The organism is Halorientalis sp. IM1011 (assembly GCF_001989615.1).
Lineage (GTDB): Archaea > Halobacteriota > Halobacteria > Halobacteriales > Haloarculaceae > Halorientalis.
On record NZ_CP019067.1, the window covers coordinates 2613207 to 2632616 of the forward strand.

A 19410-nucleotide genomic window follows, 5' to 3' on the forward strand; every position below is an offset into this window, starting at 1 on the left:
CTGTAATGTTCTCGTGGGTGCGCCAGCAGGCGCTGTCGGGGTACGAACGGCTGTTACGGTGGGAGCTGTCGGGGATGCCGGATCACGTCGCCGTCATTCAGGACGGGAACCGCCGATACGCCCGCAAGGAGGGCGAGGAAACCTCAGACGGCCACCGCGCCGGGGCCCAGACGACCGAGGCCATGCTCAACTGGTGTGACGAATTCGGCGTCCAGGAGCTGACGCTCTATACCTTCTCCACGGAGAACTTCGACCGGCCGGTCAACCAGCGGGAAGCCCTCTTCGACCTCATCGAGGAGAAGTTATACGAGTTCGCCGACGCCGACCGCGTCCACGAGGGGGAGGTGAAGATCCGGGCCATCGGTGAGACACAGGACCTCCCCGGCCGCGTCCGCACCGCCATCCAGTACGCCGAGGGGCGCACCCGCGACTACGACGAACTCCAGTTGAACATCGCGCTGGCCTATGGTGGCCGCGCGGAACTGCTCGGGGCCGCCCGCGACGTGGCCCGTGACGTGGTCTACGGCGACCTCGAATCCGACGAGATCGACGCCGAGACCGTCGAACAGCGCCTCTACGAGGGCCCGTCACGGGACGTGGACCTCATCATCCGGACCGGCGGCGCCGAGCGGACCAGCAACTTCCTGCCCTGGCACGCCAACGGCAACGAGGCCGCCGTGTTCTTCTGTACACCCTACTGGCCGGAGTTCCGGAAGGTCGACTTCCTGCGCGCGATCCGGACCTACGAGTCCCGCGAGGAGTCCTGGCGGACCGCCCGCGCGAGGCGCGCGCTCGCACTGGTCCGGGCGATGGGGAGCGCCGAACTCGACGAGGCCCGCTCGATCCTCGGCCGGTTCCGCGACGCGCTCCCCAGCAGTGAACGCGAACGGCTGGACGAAGAGGAGTTCGAGGCCGAGATCGAAGCCGAACCTGCGGCCGACTGATCGCTGGACTGGGCGAGCCACTCGCCACGGCGCGAGTCGGGTTACTCGCTCGACCTGACGTGGCGCTGTGCCGCGTACAGGCCCGCGGCGTAGATCCCGAACGAGAAGATCCCGATCGAGAAGACGCCGATGGAGAACACACCGACGGAGAAGATCCCCGCGGCGAAGATCCCGACCGAGAAGATGCCGGTCGAGATGACGCCGACGCTGAAGTTCCCGGCCGCGAGGTACCCGACCGCCGACTCGCCCGCCGCGAGGACGTCGAATCCCGCCACGGTTTCGACCCCGGCCACGACGAGACCCAGCGCCACGACGAGCAGGCCGAGCACGACCGCCCCCGTGAGGTCTTCCTGATCTATGTCCATAACTGATAGTTCAGCTCGCGGATACTTAGTAGTACGCGTCGGTTTCGTTTCCCGAATCGTCCGAGTTACCCCCCGAACTTCCGGAAATCTCACTTCGTTCGATTTTCGATGTCTGGACAGTTCCCTGCGATCACGGTCCAAACCGCTGTCGGTCCGCTCCCTGAGGTCGCTCCCCGACGTAATTTGGGCTATTGCCCGAATCTCCGCTGTCGATCCTGGAAGTCCCGGATCGCCCGGAGGTACTCCCGCTTGCGGAAGTCCCGCCAGTTCACGTCGGTGAAGTAGAGTTCGGAGTAGACCGACTGCCAGATCATGAAATCGGAGAGCCGCTCGGCCCCGGTCTTGATGACGAGGTCGGGGTCGGTCGGGAAGACGAGTCGCTGTTCGATGTCGTCCTCGTCGATCTCGCCGGGCGTCAACTCGCCGTCTTCGACGTCCTCGGCGACGCCCTGGACGGCGGCGGCGAACTCGTGTTTGCCGCCGAGGCCGATACTCACCTGGATGGGTGCGTCGGCCCGCTGGTCGTCCTCGGGGCCGCGAACGGCCATCTCGCGGGGGGCGGTCACGTCTTCGAGCGCCCGGCGGAGGGTTGGCACGGCCTCCTCGTCGAGGACGGAGACGTAGACCATGATCCGCTCGGCCCCGTACTCGACGGCCCAGTCGAAAAACGACTCCAGGGTGTCGTAGGCACCCTGTTCCAGCAGGTCCCGCTCGGTGATGACGACGGCGACGTTGTCGGGCGTCTCCTCGTCGGCCCACTGTGTCCGGACCGCAAGGTACTGATCGTAGATGCCCACGGTTGGGCTTCCTTGTCGGCGAATATGAAGGTCACGGGTCGGCGTGCGGTGGGTCACTCCCCTGGCGGGCCACAGGCCACCTCCGTCGCGATCTCGGCCGTCGACACGTTCCCTTGGGGGCCGACCCGGGCACCGAACATGTGGTCGTTGCAGTCGAACGTGTCCCGGCCGAGCGAGAGCGAGTGGGTCGTCGCGTTCGTCGTCACCGAGAGCCGATACCGACCCGAGCGCACCAGGTCGAACTCGACCGCCTCGTCGGCCGGTACCCCCACCCGGCGATAGAGCGTCTCATTGGTGGGGAGATACGTCAACTTAATTCGGATCGACCGGTTCCGCGAGGCGTCGTTCCAGACGACCACCGCCACGCTCCCCTCGAAATCGTGCTGGGTCCCGACGGTAACGGTTTCGACGGTGCCGTTCGCTCGGGGAATCGACCGGAACATAGGGAGGTCGAATGGGTCGGCGCTCCCGTTCGCGACCGAGACGGTCGGCGCTTCGGCGAGTGTCGTCGTCGCTGTCGGCGTCACGGGTCCGCCGCCGGTTTGACAGCCCGCCAAGAGGAGCAGGCAGGCGAGGAGGGCGATTCGGCGCACGGTCGTCGATCCTGTAGCCTGTGGTAAATGTCTTGTCGGTCCCGGGTGAGTTCGCCCGTCGCGTAGCGGGTTGATGGTGCGGTGGCGGTGCGGTAGCGGTGCGGTCGCGGTTGCGTACCAGCACAGCAACGGATCGCGCGGAAGCGCGATCCGCCTTTTTCGCCACCGAAAGGCTCGCTTCGCTCGCCTTTCGAGCTCCCGCTCACTCCGTTCGCGGGAACCACGTTTTTGCCGCGAGCGGTGGCGCGCAGAGCGCGCCACCCGAGCGGGAAAAAGGTGGTTGTTAAGTGGGTCTCCGAAAAACGGGCGGACCGTGACGTCGACAGTCCGGCGAGCGGGGGCGTTCGCGCTGGTCGGGACGGCTGGGTTGCTCGTCCCGGCAGTCACCCGGGTGGCGCCAGAACTGGTCGCCGCCATCGCCGGGGCAGGCCCGGTCGCCGATCGGCTGACTTCGCAGGCGGTCGCCACGGTCGCCGGGACGCTCCCGTTCGTCGCCATCGCCGTGTTGGCCCTCTACGTCGTGGACGAGGGATTCGTGTTCGAGTTGTTCGCCCGGCCGGGCGACCGCGAGGACGGTCGCCTCTACGGGCTGGCGGGCTTTGCACTCGCCATCGCGGGGCTGGCACTGCTGGCCCTGCAGTTCGCGCTGCCGATGACGGTCTTTTCGACGGCGGTGTTCATCCTCTCCTATGGCAATCTCGCCGAACACCTCGTCAGGGCGTGGCGGACGGAGCCAGCGGTAGCGACGGCTGGCTTCGTCGTCGGTGGCTCGGTGCTGGGATTCGGTGCGGGCCTGGCGACCGTCGCGTTGACGCCCGAGTCCGTCCCGCCGGCGACGCTGGCGTTCTTCGCGGTCAGCGGGGCCTTGCTCGCGTCGCTGTTGCGGGCGGTGCTGTTCGCCCGTGACGACCCGCTGGTGATGGTCTCGGCCGCGATGTTGCTGTGGCTGTTCGCGGATCTCGGCGTCGCCGTCTCGCCGCTTCGTATCGCGGTCGCACTCGTTGTGACAGGCGTCTTCGGCTACGTCTCCTACTGGCTCGACGCGGCCTCGATCGCGGGGATGGTCACCGGGGTTCTGCTCGGACTGTTGACCATCGTCCTCGGCGGCTACGGCTGGTTCGCCATGCTCATTACCTTCTTCGGCGTCGGGGCGCTCTCCTCGAAGTTCAGATACGACGAGAAACTCGACCGCGGCGTCGCACAGGAAAACGAGGGGACCCGGGGAAGCGGGAACGTCCTCGCGAACTCCCTGATGGCGCTGGTCGCCGTCGTCGGGTTCGCGGCGAGTCCGACCCACGTCCCCGTCTCCCCGGACGTGTTCCTCTACGCCTTCGCCGGGGCGGTCGCCGCCGCGATGAGCGATACGCTCTCCAGCGAGATCGGGGGGCTCTACGACGATCCGCGGCTCATCACGACGTTCGAGCGGGTCGCACCCGGCACCGACGGCGCGGTCACGTGGCAGGGCGAACTCGCCGGAATTGCAGGAGCTGGACTGATCGCCGTCATCGCCGCCGTTTTCGAGTCGCTCCTGCCGCTCGGCGCGCTGGTGATCGTCCTCGCGGGCGTCCTCGGGATGACCGCCGACAGTCTCCTCGGAGCGACCGTCGAGGGCCGGTACGTCGGCAACCAGACCGTCAACTTCCTCGCCACGGTCGTCGCCGCCGTCGCGGGCGGCGGCGTCGCGCTCGTACTCGGCGCGCTATGATCCGCCCGGCCCGAACGGTCGATCTGCCGCACCTTCGCGCCATACAGACGGCGTCGCTGGCCGAACCGTGGGACGGCCTGCTGGAACCGGCCATCGACGGCCCGCCGGTCGTGTTCGTGGTTACGGACGAGACCGACCAGCCGCGGGGATACGCCGTTGCCATCCCGCAGGATACCGTCGCGTACCTCGCGGAACTGGCGGTCGCGCCCGGCTACCGCGGCGATGGTCGTGGATCCCGACTACTCGAGACGCTGTGCGACCGACTCGCGGCCGACGGGTTCGAGGCGCTGGAACTGACGGTCAGGGCCGAAGATGAGCGGGCGCGGAGCTTCTACACGGACCAGGGGTTCACCCAGCAGGAGCGACTGCTCGACCACTACGAGGACGGGGACGGGCTACTGCTGGCCCGTCAGTTCTAGAACTGATCGGCCGTTCGGATGCGGACGCCCGTCGGTTGCTTGACGAACTCGCCGGTCGAGCGCGGGACCACCTGTTCGACGCCGCGCTGGGCTGCCACGTCGAGCAACCGCTGGTCGAGTGTCCCGTCGAGGACGACCGTCGTCGGCACCACCTCGGCGTCGGCGACGGTGTCGAACGCCTCCTCGGCGGGAGCCGACGCGAGTTCCTCGAACGCTCCGTCCAGCAGGACGACCTCGCCGCTGTCCGTGCCCACAATCGCCTCGACGTATCCCGCCAGCGTCTCCGGATCGGACGGCGCGTCCGCCGTGGCGGTATCGTCTTCTGCATCCTCGGTCGCCTCCGCCTCGTTCGGTGTATCGGTAGTCGCCTCCGTCGCACCCGCTTCGTCGGCGGGTTCTGCGGCCGGTTCGTCGGTGGTCTCCTCCGGCGTCGCGGTCGACTCGGGGCCGTCGGTCGTCTCCGGCGGTGCGGGCCGGGCGCTCCCGTCGGTCGCGGCGACGGTCTCGTGGGGCGAGTTCGCACCCGCGACGGCTTCCATCTGGACTTTCTGGCGGAGCGCGCTCATCACCTCGTCGCGCGCGAGGTCCTCGACCGACCGGTGTTCCGGGGCGAAGGCGACGTAGTCCACGTCCCCGACCTGCTCCAGTTCCTTCAGGATCAGGTCGCCGCCGCGGTCGCCGTCGAGAAAGGCCGTCACCGTCCGCTCGCGCGTGAGGTCGGCGACCGCCTCGGGCACGTCGGTCCCCTCCACGGCGACGGCGTTTTTGATGCCGTACTTGAGGAGCTGGAGCACGTCGGCTCGGCCCTCGACGACGATAATCGCGTCGCTGTCGCTGACGCGGGGACCGGCCGGCAGCCCCTCGTACTCCGTGATGTCCTCGACGCGGACCGCCTGTCGGACCTCGTCGATCAGGTCCGCGCTGCGGGCGACTTCGCCCTCGAACTCGGCGAGCAACTCGGTCGCGCGGTCGACGATCTCCCGGCGCTTGGCCGCGCGCACGTCCTCCAGTTTCGTCACCTCGAGGTCGGCGCGGCACGGCCCGACCCGGTCGATGGTCTCCAGGGCGGCCGCGAGGATGGCGGTCTCGACCTTGTCGAGGCCGCTGGCGATGGTCACCTCGCCGTAGGAGCGGCCGCCCTCCGACTCGACCGTCACGTCGATCCGGCCGACCTTCGAGGACTCCTGGAGCGCGCGCAGATCGAGTTCGGCGCCGAGCAATCCCTCCGTCTGCCCGAACACCGCGCCGACGACGTCACTCCGCTCTACCACCCCGTCGGCGACGATGTCCGCGTGTATCAGGTATTTCGCTGAATCGTGCATAGCTGGTGAACTGCCCCGGTCTGGGGCGATGCTGTGAACCGCATTGATGTGAACCGCGTGATGATGACGTCTCCATGAACGCACCCATGGATACAGTGGACGTAGCGGCCTTGCCGTCATATACCTACCGTCGTGACACGTGACGAGCAGGTTCCGGCGGCGACGAAACGCACTTCTGCCAGCCCCTCGGTGATCGCTCCATGGGAATCGAGGAAGCCGACATCGACCCCGAGCGGTTTCTGGAGGACGTAGAGATGCGGATCGGTACGATCCGCTCGGCGGAGCCGTTCCCCGAAGCGCGCAAGGACGTGTACAAACTCGACGTCGACTTCGGCTCCGAAACCCGACAGTCCGCGGCCGGCCTCACGGACAACTACGATCCCGAGGAACTGGAGGGGCGGCAGGTGCTCGCCGTCGTCAACCTCGGAACAGTGAACATCGCCGGCTTCGAGAGCCAGTGTCTTGTGACCGGTGTCGACGACGAGAACGGCGACGTAGTCCACCTCCAGCCCGAGCGAGAGGTGCCCGACGGAACGCGACTGTACTGAGCGCCGATCGCACCCGTGGCCGACGCTGCGACGGCCACTGGATTGAAGGAAATATTTCTTCGGACTCGCGATCTGAACGCTATCGACACGTCTATTTGCGTTGAGTGGGAGACTTCGACAACCATGGATCGAGCGACGTTCCTCTGGAGTGCGGTCGCGGTGGTGCTGGTCGCGCTGGCGGTCCCCTGGTTCTGGTGGGGGTCGAGTCGGGTCGTGGCCGGGCTGCCAATTTGGGTCTGGTGGCACGTCGGCTGGCTGGGACTGTCGTCGGTCGTCTTCGCCGTCTTCGTCCGGCGGGCCTGGGGGCTGGGAATCGAGTCGCGGGCGGGTGATACGAATGGCTGAGACCGGTCTCCAGATCGGGATCATCGTCGGCTACCTCCTGCTCGCACTCGGCGTCGGGCTGGTGGCCTATCGGCTGACCGACCGCACCGCCGAGGACTACTTCCTCGCGAGTCGGACGCTCGGGACGGTCGTCCTGCTCTTCACGACGTTCGCGACGCTGCTGTCGGCCTTCACCTTCTTCGGCGGGCCCAACGTCTCCTACGCAGCCGGGCCGGAGTGGATCCTCGTGATGGGGCTGATGGACGGCGTCCTCTTCGGCATCCTCTGGTACGTGCTCGGCTACAAGCAGTGGCTCGTCGGGAAGGCCCACGGCTACGTGACCCTCGGGGAGATGCTGGGCGACCGGTTCGGCTCGCCGGTCCTCCGCGTGGTGGTCGCCGGGATCTCGCTGTTCTGGCTGGTGCCCTACGTGATGCTCCAGCAGCAGGGAGCCGGTACCGCCATCACGGCGCTGACCGACGGCGCGGTCCCCTACTGGATCGGGGCTGGCGGCATCACCCTGTTCATGATCGTCTACGTCGTGCTGTCGGGGATGCGCGGGGTCGCCTGGACCGACACGCTCCAGGGGATCTTCATGCTCGGGATGATCTGGCTCGCGGTGGCCTGGATCCTCTCGGCGGTCGGCGGTCCCGGTGCGGCTACGAGCGAACTCGCGGCGGTCTCGCCCGGCCACCTCTCGCTGGGCGGCGGGCTCTATACGCCCGCGTACGTGCTCTCCACTGCGGTCTCCATCGCGTTCGGCGTGACGATGTTCCCGCAGGTCAACCAGCGGTTCTTCGTCGCCGGCTCGAAGACGGTGCTCAAGCGGACGTTCGCGCTCTGGCCCGTCCTCGTCATCCTGCTTTTCGTCCCCGCGTTCATGCTCGGCGCGTGGGCGCAGGGGCTGGGTATCGCGGCTGGCGAGAACCAGAACGTCCTCCCGCTCTTGCTGAACCAGTACACGCCCGCGTGGTTCGCGGCGCTGGTGATCGCCGGGGCGATGGCCGCGATGATGTCCTCCAGCGACTCGATGTTGCTGTCGGGGTCGTCCTATTTGACCCGCGACGTGTACCGGCAGGTCGTCGCAGGCGTGACGGATCGCCGTGAAGCCATGGTCGGCCGGATCGGCGTCGTCGTCATCGCCCTGCTGTCCTTCGTCGCGAGTCTCTTCCAGCCGGGGACGCTCATCGAGATCGGCGACACTGCCTTCGGCGGGTTCGCACAGCTCGCACTCCCCGTGCTGATCGCGCTCTACTGGCCGGGGACCACCCGCTACGGCATGTACGCTGGCGTCGGCGGGAGCCAGCTGTTCTATCTCGCCAGTGTCTTCCTCCCGTTCGTCCCCGCGAGCTACGTCCTCCCGTTCGCTTCCGGTCTGGGCGGCTGGTCTGCCTCCGTCGTCGGGATGGCGCTGGGTCTCGCCCTGACCGTGGGCGTCTCGGCGGTCACCGCCCCCGCCGCCGGCGAGGACGCCGCGGTCTATCAGGGTCACTCGGCCGATTGACTCCTCGGTAACCTGATCCCTCCCCCACGACGATCGCTCTCCTCGCTGACTCGTCCCCACACCGACCGGTTCGCTCGTGGACCGATACGTTCACAGACCTGTACTCATCAGTGGACGACCGATCCGGAGTGTAAGTCTGCCTTATCCCGTCCGTACTGATCGCTTACACCCGAACTGGGACGGCTGAACTGTATCGCCGGACCGACCTGTCGACGAACGCCGCTATGTGGTGCTAATTCGTATCACGAGAGTTGTTAATGGAAGTTTTTACTCGATAGTAAGTAAGGCTTATCTACTGCAGTCGGCTCCGTTGGAATATGGTTCTCTTCGAGTCCGAACGAACAGGCGGTGATCGACGATGATGTGGCAAGATATCGTGTTCCTCTGTGGCAGCGTCTTCTCGCTGGTCGTCCTCGTGCCGACGCTGAAAGACAGGATGGCCAACGTCCCGTTAGGCACGTCCATCCCCTCCGCGTCGATCGGGATCATCTACGGTGTCACCTTCTTCACGATGGGGATGACGATGTCGGCGGTGGGATCGCTCTCGACCGGCATAATGTGGAGCTTAATCGCCGCCCTCCGGTCGCCTCACCCCTTCCGGGACCAGTTGACTGCGCAGGTACGCGAGTCGGCGACACACCACGGACCGCAGAACGCGGACTGAGCGGATCGACGAACCCCTCACCCTTTTGAGCGCGTCGAGACAAGTGTGCGTATGCAGACCCACATCGTGCCGGTCGGCTTCGACTACGACCGGTTGATCGCGCCGCTGGTGCGCGAGCGTCTCGACGTGGATCGGGTGGTCCTGCTTGAGGGGGCCGTCGGGAGCGAGGCCAACGTCGAGTACTCCCGCAACCTCGCGGAGAAACTCGAGAAGGACTTCACGAACCTCCTCGGCGCTGAGACCGAGCGGATCGTCGTTGAGGACGTGTACGACTACGACGAGGCCTTCGAGCAGGCCTACAGCCTCATCATGGCCGAACTCGACCGGGGTCGGGAGGGTGACGAGGAGGGGGAGGTCTGGGTCAACATCTCCGCGATGCCCCGGACAGTTTCGTTCGCCTTCGCCACCGCCGCCCACTCCATCATGGTCGAGCGCCAGGAGGACCGCGACCGCATCCACACCTACTACACGGTTCCCGAGAAGTACCTCGAAACGGAACTCGCCGAGGAACTCCGGCGCCAGATCGATCTGCTCGGCGATCTGGGTGAGGACGTAGACGACGACCGGATCACCGAGCGACTGGAGAGCGCCCGCAATCTCCTCGACGAGTTCGACGAGCGCGGGACGACCATCGGCGCGAAGGAGATCGACGGCAGCCACGTCGTCGAACTCCCCGTCGCCTCCTTCTCGAACGTCAAGCCCTTCGAGGAGATCATCCTCTTCACCCTCGGGGAACACGGGGAGTTCGAGTCCGTCTCCGAGTTGGCACAGGAACTCGCGCGGGAACTCGGCGAGGAGTACACCGACAGTTTCCGGTCGAAGGTGATCTACAACGTGGATCGGCTCGGGCCGGGCGGGAAGGGGTACATCGAGCAGGAGGAACACGGGAAATCCCATCGGACCCGGCTCTCGCGGATCGGGGAGTTGTGGGTCAGGGCGCATGCGGATAGCGAGCCCGAACGTAGTGAGGGCTCGTAATTGCGAACGGCGACCACGGGGAGCCGTGAGCAGCGAGTCCGAGCGTAGCGAGGACTCGTTTTAGCGAGCGGGGAGTGCGAGGGGTGAGCAGAGCGACGACCCGCGAGTTGCGAGGACGAGCGTAGCGAGTCCGCATTGTGAACCCGAGCGAAGCGCGTCCCCTGATCAGTCAGTGTCGAGAGTGTTCTAGACGGTAGCAGAGCTGGTGGATCTGGGTGAACCGTCTGCTCGGTGTGTCTACGAATCGGACACCGCTAAGGATTCACAGTTCGGCACCGAGGTCCGTGACGAGTTCGATGGCGATCCAGAGTGGGAGAAGAAACATCAGCATCCCCGCGAAGATCCCGATCGCTGCTAGCAACTGACTGTCACCAGTTCCGGATGATGTCTGCATGAAAATCAGAACCACGAACCAGAGGGTGAGGAGTTGGACCAATTCGTTCCATTCCATCGTCACCCGATGGATTAATTGTTGCTCAGGAATAATTTGTGGTTAGCCAACGACGGCGATCACTCCGGCAGCAGCCCGTAGTCGTACATCAGCCACCGGTCGCCGTCGAGGACGACGACGTAGTACCGACGGATCTCGCCGTGCTGGTCCGTACGGACGGTGTAGGAGACGATGGCGCTGTCGTCGTAGCCCCGCTCCTCGACCTGCTGGAGGGTATCTTCGACCGCCGAGACGGTGACGTTCCTGTAGTCCGCGTACTTCTGGGGGGTGTACCGCTCGATGCCGAAGATGGTTATCTTCTCCACGTCCGCGAACCGTCCGAGATCGTGTCCTTCGACGGTCTCTTTCCGCGCCTCCGACGGTTCGCCCCGCCTGATCGCGGTGAGGAACCGCTCGACGGTGTGCATCGGATACCCGGCGTCGTCCGCCGTCGACTGTCTGGTCTCCTCGGGGTCGGTCGGTGTGTCCGCCTCGGCCGTCGATGCGGGCGCCTCGTCGGTTTCCCGGGTACTGGTCGCGGTAGCGGTGTCCGTTGCTGTCGCGTCTGTACCCGTCTCCGGCACGGCCGTACTCCCGTCGTCGTTCCCGGTGCAACCAGCGAGGCCGCCGAAGACCGCGACCGCTGTGCCCGTCAGGAACCGTCGGCGACTTCGCTCGATAGTATCCAACATACGACACGAAAGTTCCCGATGGTTACTTATTTCGTACGGAATGGCTCCTTTCGAGCCGCTAACTAGTCGCGAGTATGTGCGTACTATCGCACATTTCGTCGGATCAGTTCCCGATCTCGGCCTTCTTCGCGCGCGTCGCCGTGGCCAGAAACACCGCGATGATAGTCAACACGACGGCACCGGCGGCGGCCTGATCGTGGGCGGGAAGCGAGTGGTCGAAGCCGAGGACGGTCTGTTCCGCGCGCAGGAGAGTATGGTGGGGGTCGCCGATCAGCGGGACGAAGTAGTCCACCACGTCGTTGAGGGTGTACCAGAACGTGGCGATCGCGATGGCCCAGATGGGAAAGCGGCTGTAGCGGTGGATCAGGAAGGCTTCGACGGCCATCAGCGCGTGGCTCCAGATCAGGAAGTGGTACATCAGCGGGTTCAGCCCGCCGGGGCCGTTGACCACCAACTGGACGTAGGGGGTCCAGAGGCCGAGTTTGATACAGCCGAAGAATGCGAGCACGTGGAGCCACTCGACGTGCCAGTCGAGTCGCCAGGCGATCAGCGAGAGGCCGATGAAGCCCGTCGCGACGGGGCTATCGGGGACGAAGAGCCACATTTCGGGCGGCGTCAGGCCGAACTGGCCGGCGAACAGGGGGTCCGTGAACGGCCAGGGGTGAAAGCCGTAGTACCAGAAGCCGAAGGCGGTCCCCAGCAGGTTGACGATGGCGATGGGCCAGGCCAGTCGCAGGGCGGCGTCCTCCAGCCACGCGGGCAGGGGTGCGACGTACCGCGGCAGGGCCTCGCGCTCGGGGAGGGGGGCGTCGAAGTAGCGGGCGATGAACCCCTCCAGCTGGCGGCCCAGTCTGGTAACGACGGACATGCGGGGACGAACGACCGACGGCGGCAAAACGGTATCGGAGGGCGGCGCGGCCGGCCTCGCGTTCTCCTGCAAAGGACACGGGTTAAGTGCGTGACCGCCCAACCTGATGGTATGTCAGCAGCGACTGATCTGGAGGAACTCCGTCGCGGGACCGATCTGGTCAAGCGCGGGTTCGCGAAGATGCAGAAAGGCGGCGTCATCATGGACGTCGTCGACCGCGAGCAGGCCCGTATCGCCGAGGACGTGGGCGCCGTGGCGGTCATGTCACTGGAAGCCGTGCCGGCCGACATCCGCAAGCGCGGCGGCGTCGCCCGGATGGCCGACCCCGCCGACGTCCAGGAGATCATCGACGAGGTGTCGATCCCGGTGATGGGCAAATCCCGCATCGGCCACACCAAGGAAGCCCAGATCCTCGAAGCGACCGGCGTCGACATGATCGACGAGAGCGAGGTGCTCACGCCGGCCGACGATCGCTTCCACATCGACAAGCGGGAGTTCACCGCGCCGTTCGTCTGTGGCGCGCGCAACCTCGGTGAGGCGCTCCGCCGCATCGACGAGGGCGCGGCCATGATCCGCACGAAAGGCGAGGCCGGCACCGGCGACGTCAACCAGGCCGTCCACCACCAGCGCAACATCAAGGGCGCGATCCGCGAGCTCGAAGGGATGACCCACGAGGAACGCGAGAAGTGGGCCCGGGAGAACGAGGCGCCCGCGGAACTGGTCCACGAGACCGCCGAGATGGGCCGGCTCCCCGTCGTCAACTTCGCGGCCGGCGGCATCGCGACGCCCGCCGACGCTGCGCTCATGATGCACCACGGCTGTGACGGCATCTTCGTCGGCTCGGGCATCTTCGGCGCGGAGGACCCCGAAGCGATGGGGACCGCCGTCGTCGAGGCAGTCAACAACTGGGACGACCCCGAGAAACTGGCCGAGATCTCCTCGAACATCGGCTCGGGAATGCGCGGCGACGCCAACGCCGACCTGCCCGAGGAAGAGAAACTGCAGGGCCGGGGCGTCTGATCGGAACGAACGGCTTCGCCGACGGCGCATTTCTCGGCTCGCGTAAGCCATCCCTAGCCGTTCTGACTACGGCGGATCTCGTCGCTGGCGAATCGACTGTCGAGACGGCGTCTTAAACTGCCGGTCAATAGGCGCAGAATACTTTTTATGCCGACTGTGGAACACGCGTCCAGAGAGCCGCAAAACCTGGGGGTTTGCGGGGCATATTATGAGTACGAAAACGACTTCGAAGTTCGGGCGGGACGAGCAAGTGGCAGCGGTGATCGGGGCGCTAGTCGCGGCGATTCCGGCGGGGCTTTTGATCCAGTTCCTGCCGGGGCCAAACGGCAGCACGACCCGAGGATTCGAGTACTTCGCCTGGCTGGTCGGTGGCAGTGGGCTATCCACCGGGTGGCTGGTCTGGATCGGGACCTGTGTGGTGTTCGCCCTGATCTTCGGCGTCTTCCTCTCGCGGACCGTTCACAAGTTCACGAACACGATCATCATGATGTCCCGGAACATCGGGGTCCTCCAGAAGATTCTGGTGCCGCTTCTGGAACGGTCGGCACTCGGGGTCACCGCCGGTGGCTTCGGGTTGCTCTACGGCCACATTCTCGGCTACGGCTTTTTCGCCTACGGCATGCCGGTGGCCCTGGTCGCCCTCGGCTACAACGCGGGGATTCCACCGCTCGCGGACTTCTCGGTGATCTTCGCGTACCTGCTGTACGGACAGCTGATGGGTACTGTCTACGGCGTGCTCCTCGAAGCACACTGGTTCAAGCCAGCCACGACCGCGGACGAACAGAACGCGGCGGTCGTGGGCGCGATCGGCGGCGGTGTCGCCGGCGTCGCCGTCCTCTCCCTGCTCGGGGGGTCGGCTGCACTCACCGAGATCGCGGCGCTTGCCGGGAGCCAGTCCCCGGAATTCGGGGCGGCGCTATTCGTGGCCGCCGGCCTCGTGTTCGGCCTGCTGTTCGCGGCCGTCCTCTCCCGGACGATCAACGACTTCACGAACACGGTGATCATGTTCTCGCGGCGGTCGAAGATCACTCAGAAACTGCTCGTGCCATTGTTGACCCGCGGGGCGCTCACCGTCACCGCCGGCAGTATGGGGCTGGTCTACGGGACCGCCCTCGGCGTGGTCGTCCTCGCGCTCGGTTCGGCTGGCATCGGCCCGAATCTGGGGCTCGCGGGACTGATCGCACTGATCGTCTACGGCCAGGTGCTCGGTAATGGCTACGGCCTGATGATGGAGAAAGTCGACGCGTCCACGTTCGTCCCCGGCGAGGCGGTCCGGGCGGGCGTCGTCGCGTCGCTCGGAGCCGGCCTGCTCAGTGGGGCCTTCGTCGCCCTCGTGATCGGGCTGGATCTGTTCGCGGGACTCGCGGCGACGCTGGACGCGACCGGCGTCTCGACCGGCTTCGGCGTCTGGATGGCCATGTCCGTCGTGCTCGGACTGGCCTTCGTCGCCTACGTCTCGCGGACGATCAACGACTTCACGAACACGGTGATCATGTTCTCCCGGCGGTCGGAGATCACCCAGAAACTGCTCGTGCCACTGCTGACCCGGGCCGCCCTCGCGGTCACCGCCGGGAGCATGGGCCTCGGGTTCGGCCTGCTGGTCGGCATCGCGTTCTACGGGGGGTCGCTGCTGGGCGTCCTCCCGACGACGGGGCCGCTGATCGTCGTCGCCTTCCTCCTCTACGGACAGGTGCTCGGGACCGGGTACGGGCTGATCCTCGGCGACGTGGACCTCGGCCTCCCGTCCTTCGGGGGCGAGGAGCGGACCGTCGAGGACGACGAACGGCTGGGTGGCCAGCCGGGCGCGTTCGCCCGCTGGCGGTCACGGCGACCCTTCGCCGGCGGCACGCTGCTGGTACTCGGCGGCATGATCATCGCGGCCATCCCGATCCGGCTCCAGATGATCTCCGCGACGCAAGGCCCCTCCTTTTCGGCGCTGGGCATCGTCTTCGCGGCGATGGTCGTCGCCTGTGGGGTCTTCGCCATCGTGAAACCCCAGCTCTCGACGCTGATCGGCGTCACCGGCATCGCCATGTCCATCCTCTCGTTGATCGGCGCGTTCGGCGGCCTCGTCATCGGCATGCTGGTCGGCATCGTCGGCGGTAGCCTCTGTGTCGCCTGGCAGGAACCGGGGACGACGGAGGCCGAGACCGAGACCACCACCGGCGAGGAGCGCTTCCGCTGGATAAACGAGAGCGAACGCCAGCGCTGGTGAGTAACCGGCCGTCTCAGCTGTCTTCTCCGATACCGGGCACCAGACTCGCGAACAGGACGAACAGTCCGACGACCATGACGAGTAGACCGAATTCGTTCGAGAAGACGACCATCTCGGAGCTCACGTGTGTGAAACCGCCGAACAGGAGTACGCCGATACCCAGAACCTGCAAGTCGGTCGCGTCCATGCGCTCGCGTCGTCGTGTGGCGACGTATGTCTTATCGACGAAAGATCAGAACAGCGTCGCGCCGTCACCGATTTCGGTCTGGTAGACGCGCGCCTCGACGCCGACGGCGTTGAACTGGTCGATCATGGCCGTGCCGACGGCCCGGCGGTCCGGTTCCTCGCAGGCGGCGATTACGGTCGGGCCGGCACCGCTGATCGTGACGCCGGTCGCGCCGGCCTCCAGCGCGGCGTCACGGACCTGACTGTACCCGTCGATCAACTCCGCGCGTGCGGGTGTGACGACGGTGTCGTTCATCCCCTCACCGACCAGGTGTGGGTCGTCACGGTGCATCCCCGTCGTCAGCGTCGCGGCCCAGCCGACAGTCTCCACTAACTGTTCGACACGGGCGGACTCGGGGACGACGCGGCGGGCGTCCCGGGTGGAGACGACGATGTCGGGGAGGCAGGCCACCAGCGGGATGTCGGCGTCGACCTTGGTGACGCCGTCGTCGGTGGCGATGGTGAACCCGCCCATGATCGAGGGGGCGACGTTGTCGTCGTGGGCGTCGCCGGAGACGACGGCCTCGCCCTTGGCGGCGATGGGGACCAGTTCCTCCCGCGTGTGGCCCCGGTCGTACAGTTCGTTCAGGCCGACGGCGGCCGCGGCGGCGCTGGCGGCAGACGACCCGAGTCCCGAGGCCGGGCGCACGCCCTTGTCGATCTCGATGCGGGCGGGGGCGTCGAGCGCCTCGGCGACGGCCCCGACGGTGTTCTTCTCGGGGTCCTCGGGGATGTACTGGCTGCCGACGCCGGTAACTTCGATGCTGATCTCGTCTGCCTTCTCGACGCGAACGATGTCCGCCGGGCGGTCCAGCGCGACCCCGAACACGTCGAAGCCGCTCCCGAGGTTCGCGCTCGTGGCCGGTGCCCGGACGGTGAGCATGCACGTGGCTTCCGTCAGGGCCGGCAAAAAGGTAGCGGACTCCGGGTTTTCGCCCTGGGACACGGTCACGCAGTGGCCGGGGTCAGTTCATCGTCTCGCCGAGTTCGTCCGTATCGACCGTCCCGGAGATGATCGCCCTGTTCCCGTTGCGGTTCGTGGAGACGTCGTTCAGGTTGTCGAAGCTGTCCGTGTCTGCGTAGGTCTCGATGTCTCCCATGTCGACGTCGGACTCGTTCTCGAACACGAAGACCACCTTGACGGCGGTGGTCTGGCCGTCGACGCTCGACGAGAATCCGCTCGCCACGTTGCCCTCGAACTGGCCGTTCTCGGCGTCGGTCTCGTCGGGCGCGTCCTGTGTCGACGCGAGCAGGATCGTCGTAGTGCCGAGCTCGTCGGACAGGTCCGCGAACGGCTGGCTGTCGTCGACGTACCGATTTTCGTCCCCCTTGGCCGTGTCGATCAGCGTCTCGACGATGTCGACAGGGTTGGCGTCGGTCAGGAAGCCGCTCGATCCGTGGACGATCCTGTTGCCGTCGATTCCGACCGCCTGGTTCTCGTCGCTGCCGAGATAGATCGTGTACCCCTCGTGGGTCGTGTCCTCGTCGTAGTCCTCGTCTCCCAGGTGGCTGGCCACGTCGTCCTGATTGTAGTCCGCCTCGAACATCCCGCCGTAGCCGCTGACCCCCACCCGGACGCTGACGTCCTCGACGTCGAGATTGACGGCGCTGAGCGGGAACGAGTCCTCGTTGGACTCGAAGCTTTCCTCGTAGTAGTCGCTGTCGAACTCGCTCTCGTTTTCCACCACGGTCCCGTAATCGAGGTAGGAGATCGTCAGGTGATCCGCGTCGGTCACCGTCCCGGGTTCGAAGGCCCAGTCCGTGTAGTTCACCCCGCCGATGAACGGAATCGCGTCCTCGATGGCGTTACAGCCCGAGAGCGCTGTGAGCCCTGCCGTCGCCGCACCTGCTTTGAGCGCGTCTCGCCGTGTGATCTCTCTGCTCATGTACGTCTACGTTCGCTGAGATGTCTAATACCTTCGGGGAGTTTCCCGCTCGGTAAACCCTCGGGACGGGGTTTTACTGCGCCCCCGGCGTACCCGTTCCCATGACAGTCGTCGGATTCCTGAGCGTGGCACCGGTGATCGAGGGGAGCATGGCCGAGGAGGTCGCCGCGGCCGTCGCGGCCCTCGACGAGTTCGACGTGGCCTACGAGACGACGCCGATGGGAACGACCATCGAGGCCGAGGGGATCGACGAGTTGTTCGCCGCGGCTCAGGCCGCCCACGAGGCCGTCGACGCCGACCGGGTGAGCACCGTGTTGAAGATCGACGACAAGCGCACGCGTGCGGGGCCGGCCAGCGAGAAGGTCGAGGGCGTCGAGGAAGCGCTGGGGCGGCCGGCCCGGAGCGACCGGGACCCGGACGCCTAAAGGGGGACAGGAACAAGCAGGGGTATGGACAGCCTGAACCGGATGGCGACGGACCTCGTCGACGAGGCCATCGACTTCGCCGACGAGTTGAACGTCGCCGTCTCGCGCCTCGACAACGAGGCGGTTGTACTGGACTTCGGGGTCGAGATCCCCGGCGGCCTCGAGGCCGGCCTGCTGCTGACCGAGATCGCGACCGCGGGCCTCTCGACCGTCTCGACGACCGTCGACACTGTGGCCGGCGCGCCGCTGACCCACGTCGAACTGTCGACCGACAACCCGGCGCTGGCCCTGCTCTGTGGACAGAAGGCCGGCTGGGAACTCTCGGTCGAGGACTTCGAAGGACTGGGCGGCGGCCCGGCCCGCGCCCTGGTCGCCGAGGAGGACGTGTTCCAGCGAATCGGCTACCGCGACGAGTTCGACTTCGCCGTCCTGACCGTCGAGTCCGAGCAGGTGCCCGGCGAGGCTGTCGCCGACCACGTCGCCGAGGTCGCGGGCGTCCCCGAGAGCGGCGTCTTTCTGCCAGCGTTCTCGACCGCCAGCGTCACCGGCAGCGTCTCGATGGCCGCCCGCGCCGCCGAACTCGCCGTCTTCCGCCTCTCGGAACTGGGCTACGACCCCCTCGACGTATTGTCGGTGTCGGCCACCGCGCCCGTCGCGCCCGTCGGTGACGACGAGGAGACCGCCATCGCCCGGACCAACGACGCGCTGGCCTACGGTGGCCGGGCCCACCTCGTCGTCGACCGCGAATTCGACCGGTTCGACGAGGTGCCCTCCAGCGCGACCGACGAGTACGGCCGGCCGTTCGCCGAGATCTTCGCGGACGCGGACTGGGACTTCTACGAGGTGCCCGAGTCGGTCTTCGCGCCCGCACAGGTCACGATCGACGTGGTCGGCGGCCCGACCCACGTCCTCGGTGAACCCGACCACGACCTGCTGGCCGAGAGCTTCGACCTCTGATGCGGTTCAAGGTCGCGCCGGCCCCCGTCGATCCCGACCTGCTCGCGTCGATCCACGAGGCGATCCCGCTCGTCCCCGGGTCCGTCGACGACTGCTGTGTGCGCATTCAGTCCCGAACCGACGTGGGTTCCCGGGAGGACGCCGAAGCGTGGCTCGCCTTCTGTCGGGCCCTGCGTCTGGCGACCGAGACCGACCGGGGATACGAGCGACAGCGCCGCGACCTCACCGACGAGGCGGTCGCGACGGCCTTCGCCCAGCGGGTGTTCGGCGTGGCCGACCTCCTCGACGCGCTCGACGCGGCCGACGAACCGCTGTCGGCGACGGTGGCCTTCGACGCCATCCGGGAGACTGTCCCACCGTGGGAGCGCAACCGACACGGCGACTGGGACGCCGTCTGGACGGAGCGGACGCGCCGCCTGCTCGACTGGGGTGTCGTGTTCGGCCACGTCGAGCGGGTCGACGCAGGGTACCGGCCGACCTGACTCGCCGCGGGGGAACGCTTTACCCATCGGACTGCGAACCCACGAGT

Annotated in this window: 23 protein-coding genes; 13 read left to right on the forward strand and 10 right to left on the reverse strand. The window is 66.6% G+C overall.

Annotation, left to right across the window (positions count from 1 at the left end):
- Positions 1 to 5 precede the first annotated feature (5 nt).
- Positions 6 to 944 (forward strand): polyprenyl diphosphate synthase, encoded by a 939-nt coding sequence (gene uppS / locus BV210_RS13510; RefSeq protein WP_077207155.1) that lies wholly within the window; start codon positions 6 to 8, stop codon positions 942 to 944.
- Positions 945 to 985: 41 nt separating this feature from the next.
- Here uppS and BV210_RS13515 read toward each other — a convergent pair whose 3' ends face one another.
- The 3 genes from BV210_RS13515 to BV210_RS13525 form a co-directional block, all read right to left on the reverse strand.
- Positions 986 to 1309: a hypothetical protein gene (locus tag BV210_RS13515; protein ID WP_077207156.1), complete on the reverse strand. Its 324-nt coding sequence runs from the start codon at positions 1307 to 1309 to the stop codon at positions 986 to 988.
- Between the two features lie 188 nt (positions 1310 to 1497).
- Complete coding sequence (locus BV210_RS13520; protein WP_077207157.1) at positions 1498 to 2106, reverse strand: undecaprenyl diphosphate synthase family protein; 609 nt, start codon at positions 2104 to 2106, stop codon at positions 1498 to 1500.
- Positions 2107 to 2159: 53 nt separating this feature from the next.
- Positions 2160 to 2699, reverse strand: coding sequence for a hypothetical protein (locus BV210_RS13525; RefSeq protein WP_077207158.1), 540 nt, complete (start codon positions 2697 to 2699; stop codon positions 2160 to 2162).
- Between the two features lie 313 nt (positions 2700 to 3012).
- On the opposite strand from BV210_RS13525, the gene BV210_RS13530 reads away from it, so the two are divergent.
- Positions 3013 to 4404: a DUF92 domain-containing protein gene (locus BV210_RS13530; RefSeq protein WP_077207159.1), complete on the forward strand. Its 1392-nt coding sequence runs from the start codon at positions 3013 to 3015 to the stop codon at positions 4402 to 4404.
- On the forward strand, positions 4401 to 4823 hold the full coding sequence (locus BV210_RS13535) for a GNAT family N-acetyltransferase (RefSeq protein WP_077207160.1): 423 nt from the start codon (positions 4401 to 4403) through the stop codon (positions 4821 to 4823). The genes BV210_RS13530 and BV210_RS13535 overlap by 4 nt, the downstream gene beginning before the upstream one ends.
- On the opposite strand, the gene dnaG is transcribed toward BV210_RS13535, so the two are convergent.
- A complete protein-coding gene (dnaG, locus tag BV210_RS13540) occupies positions 4820 to 6145 on the reverse strand; it encodes a DNA primase DnaG (protein ID WP_077207161.1) in 1326 nt (441 codons plus the stop codon). The two genes, BV210_RS13535 and dnaG, sit on opposite strands and share 4 nt — an antisense overlap.
- 200 nt (positions 6146 to 6345) lie before the next feature.
- On the opposite strand from dnaG, the gene BV210_RS13545 reads away from it, so the two are divergent.
- The 5 genes from BV210_RS13545 to BV210_RS13565 all read left to right on the forward strand — a co-directional run bounded on the left by BV210_RS13545 (position 6346) and on the right by BV210_RS13565 (position 10163).
- Positions 6346 to 6693, forward strand: coding sequence for a tRNA-binding protein (locus tag BV210_RS13545; RefSeq protein WP_077207162.1), 348 nt, complete (start codon positions 6346 to 6348; stop codon positions 6691 to 6693).
- A 123-nt stretch (positions 6694 to 6816) separates the two neighbouring features.
- A complete protein-coding gene (locus BV210_RS13550) occupies positions 6817 to 7038 on the forward strand; it encodes a DUF3311 domain-containing protein (protein WP_077207163.1) in 222 nt (73 codons plus the stop codon).
- On the forward strand, positions 7031 to 8521 hold the full coding sequence (locus BV210_RS13555) for a sodium:solute symporter (RefSeq protein ID WP_077207164.1): 1491 nt from the start codon (positions 7031 to 7033) through the stop codon (positions 8519 to 8521). The genes BV210_RS13550 and BV210_RS13555 overlap by 8 nt, the downstream gene beginning before the upstream one ends.
- 358 nt (positions 8522 to 8879) lie before the next feature.
- On the forward strand, positions 8880 to 9185 hold the full coding sequence (locus BV210_RS13560; protein WP_077207165.1) for a hypothetical protein: 306 nt from the start codon (positions 8880 to 8882) through the stop codon (positions 9183 to 9185).
- A gap of 51 nt (positions 9186 to 9236) precedes the next feature.
- Positions 9237 to 10163 carry a DUF6293 family protein gene (locus tag BV210_RS13565; protein WP_077207166.1) on the forward strand — a complete coding sequence of 309 codons (927 nt, stop codon included), beginning with the start codon at positions 9237 to 9239 and terminating at the stop codon, positions 10161 to 10163.
- 262 nt (positions 10164 to 10425) lie between these two features.
- On the opposite strand, the gene BV210_RS20780 is transcribed toward BV210_RS13565, so the two are convergent.
- From BV210_RS20780 to BV210_RS13580, 3 genes are all read right to left on the reverse strand, one after another.
- The gene (locus tag BV210_RS20780; RefSeq protein WP_256385538.1) at positions 10426 to 10557 is read right to left on the reverse strand and encodes a hypothetical protein; all 132 of its coding nucleotides are present in this window, start codon (positions 10555 to 10557) and stop codon (positions 10426 to 10428) included.
- Positions 10558 to 10673: 116 nt separating this feature from the next.
- On the reverse strand, positions 10674 to 11285 hold the full coding sequence (locus BV210_RS13575; protein ID WP_077207167.1) for a hypothetical protein: 612 nt from the start codon (positions 11283 to 11285) through the stop codon (positions 10674 to 10676).
- Positions 11286 to 11388: 103 nt separating this feature from the next.
- Positions 11389 to 12153, reverse strand: a complete 765-nt coding sequence (locus BV210_RS13580; protein ID WP_077207168.1) for a DUF1405 domain-containing protein — start codon at positions 12151 to 12153, stop codon at positions 11389 to 11391.
- 111 nt (positions 12154 to 12264) lie between these two features.
- On the opposite strand from BV210_RS13580, the gene pdxS reads away from it, so the two are divergent.
- Positions 12265 to 13173 carry a pyridoxal 5'-phosphate synthase lyase subunit PdxS gene (pdxS, locus tag BV210_RS13585; protein WP_077207169.1) on the forward strand — a complete coding sequence of 303 codons (909 nt, stop codon included), beginning with the start codon at positions 12265 to 12267 and terminating at the stop codon, positions 13171 to 13173.
- Positions 13174 to 13381: 208 nt separating this feature from the next.
- Positions 13382 to 15388, forward strand: coding sequence for a DUF6114 domain-containing protein (locus tag BV210_RS13590; protein WP_077207170.1), 2007 nt, complete (start codon positions 13382 to 13384; stop codon positions 15386 to 15388).
- A gap of 13 nt (positions 15389 to 15401) precedes the next feature.
- Here BV210_RS13590 and BV210_RS19940 read toward each other — a convergent pair whose 3' ends face one another.
- From BV210_RS19940 to BV210_RS13600, 3 genes are all read right to left on the reverse strand, one after another.
- Positions 15402 to 15575 carry a hypothetical protein gene (locus tag BV210_RS19940; protein ID WP_157526021.1) on the reverse strand — a complete coding sequence of 58 codons (174 nt, stop codon included), beginning with the start codon at positions 15573 to 15575 and terminating at the stop codon, positions 15402 to 15404.
- Between the two features lie 45 nt (positions 15576 to 15620).
- Positions 15621 to 16496 carry a homoserine kinase gene (locus tag BV210_RS13595; protein WP_077207171.1) on the reverse strand — a complete coding sequence of 292 codons (876 nt, stop codon included), beginning with the start codon at positions 16494 to 16496 and terminating at the stop codon, positions 15621 to 15623.
- An 82-nt stretch (positions 16497 to 16578) separates the two neighbouring features.
- On the reverse strand, positions 16579 to 17499 hold the full coding sequence (locus BV210_RS13600) for a twin-arginine translocation signal domain-containing protein (protein WP_077207172.1): 921 nt from the start codon (positions 17497 to 17499) through the stop codon (positions 16579 to 16581).
- Positions 17500 to 17600: 101 nt separating this feature from the next.
- Here BV210_RS13600 and BV210_RS13605 point away from each other — a divergent pair, with 101 nt between their 5' ends.
- The 3 genes from BV210_RS13605 to BV210_RS13615 are packed head-to-tail and all read left to right on the forward strand — an operon-like array spanning position 17601 to position 19363.
- Positions 17601 to 17924: an MTH1187 family thiamine-binding protein gene (locus tag BV210_RS13605; RefSeq protein WP_077207173.1), complete on the forward strand. Its 324-nt coding sequence runs from the start codon at positions 17601 to 17603 to the stop codon at positions 17922 to 17924.
- A 24-nt stretch (positions 17925 to 17948) separates the two neighbouring features.
- On the forward strand, positions 17949 to 18881 hold the full coding sequence (gene mch, locus BV210_RS13610; RefSeq protein WP_077207174.1) for a methenyltetrahydromethanopterin cyclohydrolase: 933 nt from the start codon (positions 17949 to 17951) through the stop codon (positions 18879 to 18881).
- A complete protein-coding gene (locus BV210_RS13615; protein WP_077207175.1) occupies positions 18881 to 19363 on the forward strand; it encodes a hypothetical protein in 483 nt (160 codons plus the stop codon). The genes mch and BV210_RS13615 overlap by 1 nt, the downstream gene beginning before the upstream one ends.
- Positions 19364 to 19410 lie beyond the last annotated feature (47 nt).

Coding starts and splice junctions, on each gene's coding strand:
- uppS (WP_077207155.1), top strand. CDS start 6: ATGTTCTCGTGGGTGCGCCAGCAGGCGCTGTCGGGGTACGAACGGCTG.
- BV210_RS13515 (WP_077207156.1), bottom strand. CDS start 1,309: ATGGACATAGATCAGGAAGACCTCACGGGGGCGGTCGTGCTCGGCCTG.
- BV210_RS13535 (WP_077207160.1), top strand. CDS start 4,401: ATGATCCGCCCGGCCCGAACGGTCGATCTGCCGCACCTTCGCGCCATA.
- dnaG (WP_077207161.1), bottom strand. CDS start 6,145: ATGCACGATTCAGCGAAATACCTGATACACGCGGACATCGTCGCCGAC.
- BV210_RS13545 (WP_077207162.1), top strand. CDS start 6,346: ATGGGAATCGAGGAAGCCGACATCGACCCCGAGCGGTTTCTGGAGGAC.
- BV210_RS13550 (WP_077207163.1), top strand. CDS start 6,817: ATGGATCGAGCGACGTTCCTCTGGAGTGCGGTCGCGGTGGTGCTGGTC.
- BV210_RS13555 (WP_077207164.1), top strand. CDS start 7,031: ATGGCTGAGACCGGTCTCCAGATCGGGATCATCGTCGGCTACCTCCTG.
- BV210_RS13560 (WP_077207165.1), top strand. CDS start 8,880: ATGATGTGGCAAGATATCGTGTTCCTCTGTGGCAGCGTCTTCTCGCTG.
- BV210_RS13565 (WP_077207166.1), top strand. CDS start 9,237: ATGCAGACCCACATCGTGCCGGTCGGCTTCGACTACGACCGGTTGATC.
- BV210_RS20780 (WP_256385538.1), bottom strand. CDS start 10,557: ATGCAGACATCATCCGGAACTGGTGACAGTCAGTTGCTAGCAGCGATC.
- BV210_RS13575 (WP_077207167.1), bottom strand. CDS start 11,285: ATGTTGGATACTATCGAGCGAAGTCGCCGACGGTTCCTGACGGGCACA.
- BV210_RS13580 (WP_077207168.1), bottom strand. CDS start 12,153: ATGTCCGTCGTTACCAGACTGGGCCGCCAGCTGGAGGGGTTCATCGCC.
- pdxS (WP_077207169.1), top strand. CDS start 12,265: ATGTCAGCAGCGACTGATCTGGAGGAACTCCGTCGCGGGACCGATCTG.
- BV210_RS13590 (WP_077207170.1), top strand. CDS start 13,382: ATGAGTACGAAAACGACTTCGAAGTTCGGGCGGGACGAGCAAGTGGCA.
- BV210_RS19940 (WP_157526021.1), bottom strand. CDS start 15,575: ATGGACGCGACCGACTTGCAGGTTCTGGGTATCGGCGTACTCCTGTTC.
- BV210_RS13595 (WP_077207171.1), bottom strand. CDS start 16,496: ATGCTCACCGTCCGGGCACCGGCCACGAGCGCGAACCTCGGGAGCGGC.
- BV210_RS13600 (WP_077207172.1), bottom strand. CDS start 17,499: ATGAGCAGAGAGATCACACGGCGAGACGCGCTCAAAGCAGGTGCGGCG.
- BV210_RS13605 (WP_077207173.1), top strand. CDS start 17,601: ATGACAGTCGTCGGATTCCTGAGCGTGGCACCGGTGATCGAGGGGAGC.
- mch (WP_077207174.1), top strand. CDS start 17,949: ATGGACAGCCTGAACCGGATGGCGACGGACCTCGTCGACGAGGCCATC.
- BV210_RS13615 (WP_077207175.1), top strand. CDS start 18,881: ATGCGGTTCAAGGTCGCGCCGGCCCCCGTCGATCCCGACCTGCTCGCG.